The following is a 13,741-nucleotide window of genomic DNA, read 5'->3' on the forward strand; positions in this document are numbered from 1 at the left end:
TTAAAAACCTAAACTGGACAATAAATCGTCAACATCATCCTGACCGCTTACCACATCATCACGCTCAGCCGCATCGATAATCGGGCCTTCCGCTTCGTGGGCTTTGGGTTTGGCTCTGGCGGGCTTAGCTTCAGCCTGCATCATCATGTTGGACTGGCCAAAAGCCGTTAACAAACCAATCAGGCTTTCTTCAACTTCACGCACTAACTCTATTACCCGGCGCAGAATCTGGCCGGTTAAATCCTGATAATCCTGCGCCATCAGTACATCGGTTAACAGCGAATTGAGGGTATTGGAATCACCGTTGGCTTGCTGAAAGAAATCATCCAGCTGATGCACAAGTGCCTTAAATTCACCCAGCTGCAACTGTCGCCGCATAAGCTTTTGCCACTGCGGTTGAATTTTTGCCAGCTGTTGTGAAATTTGATCAGCAATAGGCAGACAGGACTCCACCGCATCCATAGTGCGATTAGCGGCCTGCTCGGTCATGTCAATAACATGATTAAGCCGCTTTTTTGCATCAGGAATATCTTCTTCCAACAGGTTGTTCAGCGAGGGATCTATCTGGAAGTTTTTCAATGAGTCATGCAGCTGACGGGTTAACTTACCGACTTCTGCAAAGAGTTCTGACGAACCTGGTACAGCAAGCTGCTGTACCAGCTGATTAGCGCTGTCGTGCTCTCCCATTTCCAGCAGCTGTACCAGCTCTCTGGCTTGCTCTAGTGAAATTATAGGCGCCGTACTTACGGACATGGCAACGCTCCTTTGTCAGTTACGGTTAGCCTATCCGTTCAAACACTTTAGCTAACTTCTCTTGCAGCGTGGCTGCGGTAAAGGGTTTTACAATATAGCCATTTACCCCGGCCTGCGCCGCAGCAATGATCTGCTCTTTCTTCGCCTCTGCCGTTACCATCAGCACCGGAATATGTTTTAACTTGGCGTCCGCCCGGATGGCGCGCAGCAAGTCGATGCCTTGCATGCCTGGCATGTTCCAGTCAGTTACGACAAAATCGAAGTCGCCGTTTTGTAGCATGGGCAAGGCTGTGCTGCCATCATCTGCTTCAGATACATTGGTAAAGCCAAGGTCACGCAATAGGTTTTTTATTATGCGTCTCATGGTAGAGAAATCGTCTACCACCAGAATTTTCATATTTTTATCCAAAATCCCCTCCGGCGAGATATTACTGTTATCTCAGAATAGGTTACAACCAATCCTGCATTCTGGCTTTTAATCTGACCAATGCCTGACTATGTATTTGACTGATCCGGGACTCACTGACATTCAGCACAGCCCCAATCTCTTTCAAGTTTAGCTCGTCATTATAATACAGCGAAAGCACTAATGCTTCACGCTCAGGTAAACTACTGATTGTTTTTGCTAAATCCTGGTGGAAGCTATCATTTGCCTGTGTTTCATATAAGTGGTCGCAATCTGAATCACCTGAGGTAACCAACACATCTTCTGACACGCCCAGATCTTCAATACCGATAATGCGGCCACTGCTGATATCACTTAACATATGATGGTATTCATCTAAAGATATATCAAGTTTTTCAGCAACTTCAATGTCTTTAACATCACGGCCGTGTATAGCTTCAAGTTCTGCGATGGTCTCTGCTATCAGGCGGGCATTACGATGTACGGAGCGTGGTGTCCAGTCGCCACGGCGCATTTCATCCAGCATAGCGCCCCGGATACGGATGCCGGCGAAGGTTTCAAAACTGGCGCCTTTACTGCCGTCGAAATTTTTTGCCGCTTCAATCAGGCCAATCATGCCAGACTGAATTAAATCATCTACCAGTACGCTGGCCGGTAAACGTGCCATCAAATGATAGGCAATACGTTTTACTAAAGGTGCGTGGCGCTCGACCAGTTGCTGCATATGGTCGACTCCGCCATAGGCTGCAATTTTGCTGTTCACGCCAGCCCCCTGTCTGCCTGTGGTTGAACCAGTTGCTCAAGAAAGAATTCCAGATGGCCGGAGGCAGTCGCCGGCAACGGCCATTTGGCAGCTTTCAGTGCCAGGCTTTTGATCGCCATACTGGCAGCCGTTTTTGGAAAAGCATCAACAAAGGCTTTTTGCTTACGTGCGGCTTTACGCACATTTTCATCATAGGGAATAGTCGCAACCAGCTCCAGATTGACGTCTAAAAAACGGTCTGTGACCCGGGTTAACTTGGCAAACAGCTCCTGGCCTTCTTTTAAACTGCGTACCATATTGGCAACAATTTTAAACTTTTCTACGCCATGATCCCGGCTTAAAATTTTCATCAGCGCATAAGCATCGGTTATCGATGATGGTTCATCACATACCACCACCATCACATCCTGCGAGGCGCGGGAAAAGCTCAGCACCATGTCGGAAATACCGGCGGCCGTATCTACCAGCAGCACATCAACGGGGGTTTTCAGTTCACTGAAGGCTCGGATCAGGCCAGCATGTTCAGCTGGCGCCAATTCGGTCATATTTTGTGAGCCAGAAGTGGCAGGGATAATTTTAATACCAAAGGGGCCGTCGATAATGATGTCATCCAGCTCGACTTCACCAGCCAACACGTGTGACAGGTTTTTTTCAACTCTCAGGCCCAGCATGACATCACAATTGGCCAGGCCCAGATCAGCATCCAGCACCAGTACCCGCTTACCCAGTTGGGCCAGCGACATGGCAAGGTTTAGCGTGACGTTGGTTTTACCCACGCCGCCTTTACCGCCTGTTACTGATATTACTTTTACCATCTGCTTATTCATTTTTCTCAGGCCACTGGCTTGATCATCAATATTTACATGACTATGCATAGGTTCCGTCCGCGCGGCTCATCCCGTCGTTGTACCACTGATGTGCCGTACTACTCTGTGCGATTCGTAATTTCTCTGCCTGCTGCACCAAGGTGTGGGCATCGGCAACCGCTATATCTTCCGGCACACGTTGCCCGTTGGTCAAGTAACTGACCGGCAGTGCATTAGCTATAGCGACATTGATCACTTCACCCAAACTTAAGCATTCATCAAGTTTGGTGAAAATACAACCAGACAGGGGAATGCGTTTAAAATGCGCGACGCTTTCCTGCATTACCCTTGATTGTGCTGTGGCAGACAATACCAGATAACTTTTTATTTTGACACGACTATTATGCACCAGCGTGGCAAGTTTTTCCGCCAACCGCACATCGCGCTGACTCATTCCCGCGGTGTCAATAAGAATAAGTTTGCGCTGTTGTAACTGATTAATTAACAAGGATAGCTCATCGCTGTCTTTAGCCTGTTTTACCGGACAGCCGATAATGCGGCCAAAGGTAGCCAGCTGTTCAAAAGCGCCTATCCGATAGCTGTCGGTGGTAATAAGCGCAACCTGATCAGCGCCATGCCGCTTGGCAAATTCAGCGGCCAGTTTCGCTACAGTAGTGGTTTTACCTACCCCTGTAGGGCCGACCAGCGCTACTACGCCACCCCGTCGCAAAATATCATCGTTAGTGGTGCTTAACTGGCCGCTTAACAGCTCCAGCGCTGCCTGCCAGGCATCGGCAGTGTTTAAGTCTTCAGGCATAAAGCACGCCAGCTGATCAGCTACCTGCTCGGACAACCCGAGTTGCTGCAAGTTTTCAATCACCAGCGCACGCACCGGCTCACGCCGTGCCAAATCCTGCCACATTAAACCGGATACCTGATGTTGCAACAGTTGGCGCATGGACAGCATTTCATTGCGCATCGCGTCCATTTGCTGTTGCACCAGCTTCGCTTGCTGCTCCTGCAGCTTGCTCAGCTCGGTCAATTGCAGCGGGTTAATGGCCTGCACTGACGTAGTGCCAGAAGTTTGACGCTCAAAGGTAGCCGCTCGGGCCGGCTGCGCCGCTGCGGGTTTGACCGCAGCCCCTTGGCTAACCTGTTGTTTAATCATTTGCCGTGCCAGCAGGGCCTTTAACGAGTCGGCAGGCGCAGCGGCCGGCTCAGCCATATCGGTATCATTATCAGCGACAGTCGCCACAAAACGTGGTTGCGCAGGCTTGACAGCCGCAATCGGAGCCTTGGCACTGGTTTGTGCTTCCTGGTCAATCGCCGCAACAATTTCAACACCTTCAGCGACTTTCTTATTGGACAGAATAATGGCATCTGGCCCGAGGAAGTCTTTTACTTCCTGCAAAGCAGTGCGCATATCTTTTGCTACAAAGCGTTTAATTTTCATCGGTTAACTCCTAGCTTGCCTGGCCAATAACGCTGACAATACGAATTTGTTTATCGTCCGGTATTTCCTGATAGGACAATACCCTAAGCCCTGGAATGGTGTACTTCACGAATCGTGCCATTACCGAGCGTAAAATTCCTGACGTCAGTAACACAGCGCTGTCGCCATTTAACTCCTGCTCCTGATGTGCCTGTTGCAGCGATTGCTGAATACGGTCGGCAAGGCCAGGCTCTATGCCGGCGCCATCGTTACCGGCAGCCTGCATCGACTGGTGCAGCATCTGCTCTAATTCTGGCGCAAAGGTAATCACCGGAATTTCTTTGCGGCTGCCCCCCACTTCCTGCACGATTAGACGGCGCAGCGCGATACGACAAGCGGCAGTTAATACTTCAACGTCCTGGCTCTTGGCACCGTATTCCACCAGCGTTTGCACTATGGTGCGCATATCACGAATGGGCACACCTTCATTGAGCAGGTTTTGCAGCACTTTTACCACTGCAGTGAGCGGCAGCGTATCTGGCACCAGCCCTTCAACCAATTTGGGCGAGTGCTTAGCCAGCATATCCAACAGGTTCTGTACCTCTTCATGGCCGAGTAAACTGGCAGCATGATTGGTTAAAATCTGGCTTAAATGGGTTGCTACTACCGTTGCCGCGTCTACCACGGTGTAGCCCAGGGTTTGTGCATGTTCGCGCTGATCTTTGGCTATCCACACCGCATCCAGGCCAAAGGCCGGATCTTTGGTCGCTATGCCTTTTACCGTACCAAACACCTGGCCCGGGTTAATCGCCAGCTCGTTGTCATGGCGCAGCTCGCCCTCGCCACTGGTCACTCCCATTAACGTCATGCGATAGCTGTTAGGCTCTAAATCCAGGTTGTCGCGGATATGCACGGCGGGGATCAGAAAGCCCAGCTCTTGTGACAGCTTTTTACGCACGCCTTTAATGCGGCTTAACAGCTCGCCCCCCTGGGATTTATCCACCAGCGGAATTAAACGGTACCCGACTTCCAGCCCTATGGTGTCAACGCCCTGTACATCGTCCCAACCAATCTCTTTAACCACATTAGATTCTACCGGCGCGACCGGGTTTGCATTGCGGCTAACTAGCTCGGCGCTCACTTCTTTTTGCCGTTTATGAATAAAATAGGCACTGGCGCCCACCACCGCGGCCAATGATAGAAAGGCAAAGTGCGGCATACCAGGCACTATCCCCATCAGGGTTAACACACCGGTAGCGACATACAACACCTGCACATTGCCCAACTGGGCACTCATCTGTTCACCCATGTTTTCCGACTTGTTCTGCCGGGTAACAATAATGGCAGTGCCAATCGACAACAGCAGACCGGGGATTTGTGCCACCAGGCCGTCCCCGATGGTCAGCAGGGTATAAATTTCCATCGCCTCGCCAAACGACAGGTCGTGTTGCATCATGCCGATAAACAAACCACCGACCAGGTTAATCACCAGAATAACGATACCGGCGATAGCATCGCCTTTAACAAATTTACTGGCACCGTCCATCGAGCCGTAAAAGTCGGCTTCACTGGTCACTTCTTCACGCCGTTTACGTGCATCTTCCTGGGTAATTAAGCCCGAGTTTAAATCGGCATCTATTGCCATTTGCTTGCCCGGCATCGCATCTAAGGTAAAACGGGCAGTTACCTCGGCAATACGGCCGGCACCTTTGGTTACTACCACAAAGTTAATAATGATCAGAATTAAGAACACAACGATACCGACGGCGTAGTTACCGCCGATGACCACTGAGCCGAAGGCCTCGATTACTTTACCGGCAGCATCGGGGCCGTTATGACCTTCCAGTAACACCACCCGGGTACTGGCGACGTTCAGTGCCAGCCGCATAATGGTGGCGACCAGCAAAATCGCCGGGAAAATCGCAAAATCCAGTGGCCGCAGGGTGTAAATGGTCACCAGCAACACCACCAGTGCCAGAGCGATATTAAACGAGAACAGGATATCGAGCAGCATGGGTGGCAGTGGCAGCACCACCATGGCCAGCGCCGCCAGAATAAACAACGGCGTGCCCAGGCCCTTAGCAAAGGCGAACTTTGAGCGATCGAACTTAGTAAAGTAACTGGCTAACTGCATGACAACCCTGACAGTAAATTGGCGCTATGCAGCTGTTCAGCAAGAAGTGTTCCAATACCAGCATAGTGCTGGTAGTGGCGTTGATATTGACGGTAGCCAACGGTACTTAGTGGCGGTAGCCCTCTGGGATTGGCAGCTCTTTGGCCAGGGTTTTCGGCCGGCTGCCTTTGCCTTTTTTGTACATATTCAGCTGATACACATAAGCCAGTACTTGCGCTACGGCGGCAAACAGCTGCTCCGGGATCGGGTGGTCCAGCTCAGTGGTGTGGAAAATTGAACGTGCCAGCGCTGGAGACTCAATAACCGGTACCTTATGTTCTTTGGCAATTTTACGGATATGCAGTGCCACTTCATCTACACCCTTAGCCACCACAACCGGCGCGCGGAATTTACCCTGATCATATTTAAGCGCCACAGCATAGTGCGTCGGGTTGGTTACGATAACATCGGCTTTAGGCACTTCCTGCATCATACGTTTCATCGACATTTGCATTTGGGTGCGGCGAATACGGGCTTTTATTTGCGGGTCACCCTCGGAGTTTTTGTACTCGTCTTTAATCTCCTGAAGCGACATTTTCAGTTGCTCGATGTGATGCCACTTCTGATAGGGCGCATCGACAATGGCGATTACCGAAACACTGGCGCACAGGCCCAAAAACAACCAGGCCAGAAAGTACATGGCCGACTCGATATTGTTCGGCTCACTCATTAGCGACAGCGCCATAATGTCGAAGAAAAACAGCTTTAACAGCAGATAGGCAATACCCACTACCACGATAACTTTAAGGATACTTTTTAAAAGTTCTACCAGCGCCTGCAAGCCAAACATGCGCTTAAAGCCCTGCAGGGGGCTCATTTTGCTCAGCTTAGGGCCAGCGGCCTCCCAGCTGAAATTAAAGCCCCCCAGTAAGCAGTTACCAACAAAGGCAGCGATAAGAATAATAAGGAAAATACCGGCCAGCGGCGCAGCTAAACGCTCACCGGCAGCTCCCCAGGCGGTAAACATCGAATTGGGTTCAAAGATGTCTTTGGGTGTCAGCCGTAGCATGCGCTGGGTGATATCCAGCATGGCCACCGCTAGCATTTTACCAAATACCAGGATGGCTGCGGCGCTGCCAATCAGCACAAACGCTGTCCCCATATCTTTAGAGCGGGCTATCTGGCCCTTTTTGGCTGCGTCTTGCAGCTTCTTGGGCGTGGGCTGTTCGGTCTTTTCGGCGCTTTCATCTGCCATTGCAGTGCCCTCCGCCTAGCAACCAATCAGCCGGCAGCTGTAATCAATCGCGTGCTGCCACTGTTTGTCGTAATGAAATAAAAAGGTATCCAGCGTTAGCCATAAAATCAGCAAGCCGGCGAGCATAGTAATTGGAAAACCAATCGAGAAAATATTTAGCTGTGGCGCGGCGCGCGTCATAATGCCAAACGACAAATTGACCACCAGCATAGAAACAATAGGCGCCAGCGCAATGGCCAGCGCGGTTGCGAACATCCAGCCACCAAACTCAATGACGGTCCAGTAACTGGTTACTTCCCACCATTGGCCGTTAATCGGCAGGGTGTCAAAGCTGAACACCAACATCTGGATCATAATTAGGTGGCCATCAAACACCCAAAACAGCAAAGTGGCCAAAATAAGATAAAACTGACCGATAGCGGCCACGTTTACACCACTGGCCGGGTCGACCATAGACGCAAAACCAAGGCCAGTTTGGGTAGCCAGTAACTGGCCAGCCAGCACAAAGGTGGTAATAAACATCAGCGATATAAAACCCAGCGCAAAACCAATCAGCAGCTGCAATAACACTTCCAGAAACATCTGGCCGGACATCAGGTTCGGATTCGTTACCGGTGGCAAGGTGGGCATAATGATCAGCGAAATAAATATTACCAGGCCGGTTTTAATGCGCATCGGAATATTGCGCACCCCTATACCGGCCATAATTAAAAACATACCGGTAACACGGCACAGCGGCAGCAGATAATCGGCCAGCGCCTGCATCAGTATACTCAGTGGAAATTCCACCTGTACTACCCCACCACCGTTGGAATGCTTAAAAACAGCTCGTTGGTATATTCCATAATGACCCGGGTAAACCAATGGCCACCAAAAATAAGTGCCAGCAAGGTGACAATTAAACGCGGCAGAAAGCTCAAGGTTTGCTCGTTAATAGAGGTCGCCGCCTGAAACACTGCCACGATAAGGCCGACAAACAACGACGGCAAAATAATGGCACTGACCAGTAATATCACCAGAAACAGCGCATCACGCAGTACATCAACAAAGACCTCAGGACTCATGTGCCAACTCCATAACTGGTAGCCAGCGTGCCCATCACTAAAATCCAGCCGTCAACCAGCACAAACATCATCAGTTTAAATGGCAGCGAGATAATCATTGGCGATAACATCATCATCCCCATCGCCATCAATACGCTGGCCACGACTAAATCGATAATCAAAAATGGGATAAATAGCATAAAGCCAATCTGAAAGGCGGTTTTCAGCTCGCTGGTAATAAAGGCCGGTATGACTACGGTTATTGGATAATCCTGCGGCTGTGCAGCGACCTCTAAGCCGGCAATCTGGGCAAAGGTGTCTAAATCTTTGGTGCGCGTTTGGTGCAGCATAAAGGCTTTAATCGGCACTATGGCGGCATCGAGCGCCTGCACCGGTGAAATGTCTTCGGCCAGATAAGGCTGAATGGCGGTGTCATTAATGTTCTTAAACACCGGCGCCATGATAAAAAAGGTTAAAAACAAGGTAATACCAATCAGTACCTGGTTAGACGGTGATTGCTGCAAACCTATGGCCTGACGCAAGATGGCAAGCACCACAATAATCCGGGTAAAGCTGGTCATCATAATAACCATAGCCGGAATGAAGCTTAGTGCCGTCATTAGCGCCAGCACTTGCAGCGTCACACTGTATTGCTGGCTGCCATCGGCAGCCGTGGTTACGGTAACAGCAGATAAGGCGCCGTTATCGGCAAATACATCGGGGCTTAGCAGTAAGGCCAGCACCAGGCACAACAGTCGCAGCATAGTTCACGCTATTTTTTCAGGAACGATTGCAACTGTGTATGAAAGTCTGATGCCAACTTTTCTTCAGGCAGGGAGTTTTCCAATTCAAACAGCAAATTAATGCTATGGGCAGTGACGCCCAGCACCCGCTGTTTTCCTTGCATTTCAATAACTAACAAGCGCTCTTTTGGCCCAAGCGGCATGCTGGAAATTATTTTTATATGCTTGCTGCCCGGCAGCCGCAGCGTCAATTTTTTGAATGCCCAACCCAGGGCTATCACGATCGCTACCACCAGCAGCAGCGACAAAGCCATTTTACCCAAGCCAATACCTGCCGTGGGCCGCTCGCTGCTGTGCAGCACTGCGGGCTTAGTTAGCTCGGTGGGCAGCTCTGCTTTAGTCACTGGCTCGACTTGTGCCTTAACATCTGCAACTTGCGCAGCGCCCTCAGTTAGGGGCCGCTCTGCAGCCGTTGAGCTGGCCTCAGTCTTAGCTGAACCTTGTGACTGTGCCCAGCAATAGGGTGTGGCACAGAGCAAAAATAGTAAAGTTAAACCTAATAAACGCATTAACGCAGCTTCTTAATCCGTTCAATCTGGCTTATCACGTCAGTTAGCCGGATACCAAATTTGTCGTTTACGACGACCACTTCACCATGCGCAATCAGGGTGCCGTTTACCAGTACGTCAAGCGGCTCACCGGCCACCCGCTCTAACTCAACGACCGAACCCTGGTTTAACTGCAACAGGTTGCGGATACTGATCTTGGCCCGGCCCACTTCCATCGAAATAGTGACCGGTATATCTAAAATAGTGTCGAGTTTGCGCTTTTCATCTACGGTGATATCGGCTTTTTCATCACGCAGCTCTTCCAGTTCAACCGGCTCAGCGCCATCACCTGCGCCTTCTGCCTCTGCCATGGCGGCAGCCCATTCGTCCATGGTGTCTTTATCATCAGCCATTATGCTTACCTTCTCTCGCGATCTGACAGGTTCAGATCGGCTTCTAACTCAGAAATATCGGCATCGCTGTCAAGCCGACGCCCACCCTTGGTAAAGACGTGCATTTCAGATTTAACCGACTCTGGCCGTTTAATTTTCTCGGTAATTTTCAGTGCCACATTCTCGCGTGACCGGCCAAGCTTAGCGCGATAAGTCGGTAAATCTTCAATCAGCACCGTAATATGCTCTGGTATTTCGACCGGTATGATATCGCCGGCTTTCAGTTCCATAATCTCGCGCAGTGTTAAATCAACATCGAGCATCTTCGTGGTTAGATCCACCTTTACATCCATAATTTCATCGCGCAGTGCCTTACTCCAGCGTAAATCGGTGTCTTCTTTATCACTTTGTACACCGGCATCCAGAAGCTCGCGTATTGGTTCCAGCATGGAATACGGCAGTGCTACGTGAAAATCGCCGCCACCACCGTCCAGCTCGATATGAAATGAGCTTATTACCACCACTTCAGTTGGGCTGACGATATTGGCCATCGCCGGGTTCACTTCAGAGTCGAGGTATTCAAACGACACATCCATTACCGGTGCCCAGGCTTCTTTGTAATCTTCAAAAATCAGCTTCAGCAGCATCTGAATAATACGCCGCTCCGTAGGGGTAAATTCGCGGCCTTCAATTTTGGCGTGGTAACGGCCATCACCACCAAAGAAGTTATCCACCAGGATAAACACCAGACGCGCTTCCATGGTAATCAGGCCAGTACCTTTTAATGGCCTGAAGCGCACCATATTTAAACTGGTGGGCACAAACAAGGTGTGCACATACTCGCCAAACTTAATCATCTGCACGCCGTTAATCGATACTTCAGCAGTGCGGCGCATCATGTTAAATAAACTGATACGCATATGGCGGGCAAAGCGCTCGTTAACCATCTCCAGCGTAGGCATGCGGCCACGGACAATACGATCCTGTGACGAGAAATCGTACTCCATAGCAGAGCGGCCCCGGCCACCGCCGGATTCGTCTATTTCTTCTTCTTCAACGTCATCGACACCATGTAACAGCGCATCAATTTCGTCTTGTGACAATAAGTCGGTCACGGCTGCTCACTCTTATTGCATGACAAAACCGGTGAACAGGACTTCGTCTACCACCACCGAGCCCACCACTTCAATCATTGCCTGTTGTAAATCGCTTAGCGCTTTGTTTTTCAGCGCATCACGCCCTGCTACCGTTACCAGCTCGTCAGCATTAGCCGAGCTGAAGGTTTCTAACAAACTGCCCTCAATCAAAGGAATATGCCGCATGGCCAGGGTTTCGTTGTTACTGCCGCGCACCAGCAGTTGTACCTTAATCTGCACCATGCGATCACGTGAGGCGCCCGGCACATTAAATACAAAAGGCCGCGGCAGCGCGACATATAACGCCGTACCTTTCTGCTCAGCCCCACTGACTGCAGCACCCTGGGTGCTAGCGGGATCGGCAGTACTAGTTGCAGGGGCACTGTCTCCGCCACTGAACATTAAAAACCCTACTATGGCCAACACCACCAGCGCTACAGCCGCGCCAGCGATAATAAAGAGTTTCTTTTTGCCACCGCCCTCTGCAATTACCAAATCTTTTTCAGCTGCCATTTGTATTGAGTCTCATAGTTAACCTGACAGTATTATGCTCACCTGCCAAGGCTAATGTAAATCATTGCCCGGCAAATTCACCGGCGCTGCGGTGCTGTATGCCACTGTTAAAGCCCACAGCTTTTGTAACTAGGCGTAATAATCGACCAGACGCTCACTTACTGCTGCACTCACCTGCACCTGTGTCGCGGGTATGTCATCGCCACTCTCACCATGGCCACGGCCGTTACTGTTACCCTGGCCACTATGCTGTGCGCTTTGCCGGTGCTGCTGCGATTGTTGCTGCACCTGGCCTTCACTTAATAAAATACCCTGTTGCTGCAGCATCTCGCGCAAACGCGGTAACTGCTGCTCTAACAGCTCTTTAGCCTGCGGCTGTTGTACGACAAACTGCACTGAGGCCTGATCTTGCTGCATATCTATTTTAATTTGCATCTGGCCCAGGCCGGCCGGGTCCAGCCGAATTTCGGCCACCTGAATATTCTGCCGCACCATCAGGTTCACCCGCTCACGCAGCTGCCCCGCGGCGTCTTGCTGCAGCAGATTCAGGCTTTGTTTTAACTGCTCAGCGACAGATGCTGCAGGCTTCTCAGCAGACCGAAGTGCGCCAGCCTGTCGCTGTTCAGCTTGTGCAATGGTAGCGCTAAAAGGCTGTTCACTGCGCATAGCTGAGGGCTGTTCAACCACTTTAATGCCGGCGGCAGCTTGCTGCTGTAATATCTCCTGCAGTGCCGCTGAACCCTGTTGCCGCTGCTGGGATGATTGCGGGTTGTCTTCAGTGCCAGACTTTGCCGCACTGCTCGCAGCTTTATCTGCGGCCTGCCCTGCAGGCTGATTGGCCAATGTCACCGTTTTGGCGCTTTGGTTGTCACTATTAAGTACCGCCTCAGATGGCTCACCTGTCCGCAGTTGCTGATCAGTGACATTCGCCGTCAAAGGGCCTTGCTTTCCCCCCTGACCTGGCTGTTCGGCACTCACCGCCTTCGCTGCCTGCAGTGCTGTTTTGCTACTTGCTGTGGCAGTTACTTTTTGTGCCTTGCTATCCTGTCCAGCGCCACTCAGTAGCGTCTGTTCTACACCCATCTGTTTATTGGCGGCCTGCGTTGCAGCGTCTGTTTGTGCCTGCTGTGTTTGTACTGCAGCAGTCATATCATCATTTGGTGCAACAGTCTGGGTAACTCGTTTTTCCTCTGCCAGCTTACCCTGTTGAGCGGACAGCTTTACATCAGCCTCTGTGTTCAGCTTTTTTGTCTTCGCCGCAGCGGATAATTCGGTATCTGCATCCGCTTCTGACTTGCCTTGCGCTGCCGACAACAGAACTTCAGCTTCTGGCTTACCATTTGATAGCGTCAGTTCAGGCACAGCAGGTTTTGCTTTAACGGCATCTGTCTCAGTGGCATCTTCAGTGGTTGCTGCATCTGCATTGGTTGCCAATTCAGCAGCACTATTCGCAACAGCTTTTTCGCCATCGGTTTTAGCGTCTGCGCTAACCGCAGCAAAGCTAAGTTGTGCCAGGATACTGGCGGTAAGTTCACTGCCCGCAGCCGATTCTTCATCAGTTACCAGCATCTCTGAGGCACCCGCCTCGGTAGCGGCTGTCACGGCCTGACTAACTGCAGATAACAAACTGATATCGGCAGGCAATTGCCGCCCTTTGCTATCCTGGCCGTTTTTTGCCGGTGAAACCAGCTGCCCTAACATATCGCCAAATGCCAGACCACCCTCAACAGATAGGCTATCGGCCTCCGATGCAATAGCGTCGGATAACAGCGCGGTATCTGCCCCTGTCATCAGGATCGAAAGCTGTAAGCCTTGTGTCATACTTTTCTCCTGCAACG

Annotated in this window: 15 protein-coding genes; all 15 read right to left on the bottom strand. The window is 50.8% G+C overall.

The window, feature by feature from the left end:
- A complete protein-coding gene (locus ABGI61_RS07800; RefSeq protein WP_347599411.1) occupies window positions 1–753 on the bottom strand; it encodes a protein phosphatase CheZ in 753 nt (250 codons plus the stop codon).
- Between the two features lie 25 nt (window positions 754–778).
- Window positions 779–1,150 (bottom strand): chemotaxis response regulator CheY, encoded by a 372-nt coding sequence (cheY, locus tag ABGI61_RS07805; RefSeq protein ID WP_206109480.1) that lies wholly within the window; start codon window positions 1,148–1,150, stop codon window positions 779–781.
- Between the two features lie 52 nt (window positions 1,151–1,202).
- Window positions 1,203–1,922 carry an RNA polymerase sigma factor FliA gene (locus ABGI61_RS07810; RefSeq protein ID WP_440590604.1) on the bottom strand — a complete coding sequence of 240 codons (720 nt, stop codon included), beginning with the start codon at window positions 1,920–1,922 and terminating at the stop codon, window positions 1,203–1,205.
- Complete coding sequence (locus ABGI61_RS07815; protein WP_440590605.1) at window positions 1,919–2,797, bottom strand: MinD/ParA family protein; 879 nt, start codon at window positions 2,795–2,797, stop codon at window positions 1,919–1,921. Before ABGI61_RS07815 ends, ABGI61_RS07810 begins: the two co-directional genes overlap by 4 nt.
- Window positions 2,790–4,181, bottom strand: coding sequence for a flagellar biosynthesis GTPase FlhF (gene flhF / locus ABGI61_RS07820; RefSeq protein WP_347599415.1), 1,392 nt, complete (start codon window positions 4,179–4,181; stop codon window positions 2,790–2,792). Before flhF ends, ABGI61_RS07815 begins: the two co-directional genes overlap by 8 nt.
- A 10-nt stretch (window positions 4,182–4,191) precedes the next feature.
- Window positions 4,192–6,294, bottom strand: coding sequence for a flagellar biosynthesis protein FlhA (flhA, locus tag ABGI61_RS07825; RefSeq protein WP_347599418.1), 2,103 nt, complete (start codon window positions 6,292–6,294; stop codon window positions 4,192–4,194).
- 106 nt (window positions 6,295–6,400) lie between these two features.
- Window positions 6,401–7,528: a flagellar biosynthesis protein FlhB gene (gene flhB, locus ABGI61_RS07830; RefSeq protein ID WP_347599421.1), complete on the bottom strand. Its 1,128-nt coding sequence runs from the start codon at window positions 7,526–7,528 to the stop codon at window positions 6,401–6,403.
- A 15-nt stretch (window positions 7,529–7,543) separates the two neighbouring features.
- On the bottom strand, window positions 7,544–8,317 hold the full coding sequence (fliR, locus tag ABGI61_RS07835; protein ID WP_347599424.1) for a flagellar biosynthetic protein FliR: 774 nt from the start codon (window positions 8,315–8,317) through the stop codon (window positions 7,544–7,546).
- 5 nt (window positions 8,318–8,322) lie between these two features.
- Window positions 8,323–8,592, bottom strand: a complete 270-nt coding sequence (fliQ, locus tag ABGI61_RS07840; protein ID WP_347599427.1) for a flagellar biosynthesis protein FliQ — start codon at window positions 8,590–8,592, stop codon at window positions 8,323–8,325.
- Window positions 8,589–9,335, bottom strand: a complete 747-nt coding sequence (gene fliP / locus ABGI61_RS07845) for a flagellar type III secretion system pore protein FliP (RefSeq protein ID WP_347599430.1) — start codon at window positions 9,333–9,335, stop codon at window positions 8,589–8,591. The genes fliQ and fliP overlap by 4 nt, the downstream gene beginning before the upstream one ends.
- 8 nt (window positions 9,336–9,343) lie before the next feature.
- On the bottom strand, window positions 9,344–9,628 hold the full coding sequence (fliO, locus tag ABGI61_RS07850; RefSeq protein WP_347599990.1) for a flagellar biosynthetic protein FliO: 285 nt from the start codon (window positions 9,626–9,628) through the stop codon (window positions 9,344–9,346).
- Window positions 9,629–9,882: 254 nt separating this feature from the next.
- Window positions 9,883–10,275 (bottom strand): flagellar motor switch protein FliN, encoded by a 393-nt coding sequence (fliN, locus tag ABGI61_RS07855; protein WP_008220049.1) that lies wholly within the window; start codon window positions 10,273–10,275, stop codon window positions 9,883–9,885.
- 5 nt (window positions 10,276–10,280) lie between these two features.
- Window positions 10,281–11,369 carry a flagellar motor switch protein FliM gene (gene fliM, locus ABGI61_RS07860; protein WP_347599434.1) on the bottom strand — a complete coding sequence of 363 codons (1,089 nt, stop codon included), beginning with the start codon at window positions 11,367–11,369 and terminating at the stop codon, window positions 10,281–10,283.
- A 12-nt stretch (window positions 11,370–11,381) separates the two neighbouring features.
- Window positions 11,382–11,903: a flagellar basal body-associated protein FliL gene (fliL, locus tag ABGI61_RS07865; RefSeq protein WP_347599437.1), complete on the bottom strand. Its 522-nt coding sequence runs from the start codon at window positions 11,901–11,903 to the stop codon at window positions 11,382–11,384.
- Window positions 11,904–12,032: 129 nt separating this feature from the next.
- Complete coding sequence (locus ABGI61_RS07870) at window positions 12,033–13,724, bottom strand: flagellar hook-length control protein FliK (RefSeq protein ID WP_347599440.1); 1,692 nt, start codon at window positions 13,722–13,724, stop codon at window positions 12,033–12,035.
- Window positions 13,725–13,741: the final 17 nt, after the last annotated feature.

Source organism: Rheinheimera fenheensis (assembly GCF_039871805.1).
Lineage (GTDB): Bacteria > Pseudomonadota > Gammaproteobacteria > Enterobacterales > Alteromonadaceae > Alishewanella > Alishewanella fenheensis.

Bases quoted from the DNA above. Each gene is read 5' to 3' on its own strand.
- ABGI61_RS07800 (WP_347599411.1), bottom strand. From the start codon at position 753: ATGTCCGTAAGTACGGCGCCTATAATTTCACTAGAGCAAGCCAGAGAG.
- cheY (WP_206109480.1), bottom strand. From the start codon at position 1,150: ATGAAAATTCTGGTGGTAGACGATTTCTCTACCATGAGACGCATAATA.
- ABGI61_RS07815 (WP_440590605.1), bottom strand. From the start codon at position 2,797: ATGCATAGTCATGTAAATATTGATGATCAAGCCAGTGGCCTGAGAAAA.
- flhF (WP_347599415.1), bottom strand. From the start codon at position 4,181: ATGAAAATTAAACGCTTTGTAGCAAAAGATATGCGCACTGCTTTGCAG.
- flhA (WP_347599418.1), bottom strand. From the start codon at position 6,294: ATGCAGTTAGCCAGTTACTTTACTAAGTTCGATCGCTCAAAGTTCGCC.
- flhB (WP_347599421.1), bottom strand. From the start codon at position 7,528: ATGGCAGATGAAAGCGCCGAAAAGACCGAACAGCCCACGCCCAAGAAG.
- fliQ (WP_347599427.1), bottom strand. From the start codon at position 8,592: ATGAGTCCTGAGGTCTTTGTTGATGTACTGCGTGATGCGCTGTTTCTG.
- fliP (WP_347599430.1), bottom strand. From the start codon at position 9,335: ATGCTGCGACTGTTGTGCCTGGTGCTGGCCTTACTGCTAAGCCCCGAT.
- fliO (WP_347599990.1), bottom strand. From the start codon at position 9,628: ATGGCTTTGTCGCTGCTGCTGGTGGTAGCGATCGTGATAGCCCTGGGT.
- fliN (WP_008220049.1), bottom strand. From the start codon at position 10,275: ATGGCTGATGATAAAGACACCATGGACGAATGGGCTGCCGCCATGGCA.
- fliL (WP_347599437.1), bottom strand. From the start codon at position 11,903: ATGGCAGCTGAAAAAGATTTGGTAATTGCAGAGGGCGGTGGCAAAAAG.
- ABGI61_RS07870 (WP_347599440.1), bottom strand. From the start codon at position 13,724: ATGACACAAGGCTTACAGCTTTCGATCCTGATGACAGGGGCAGATACC.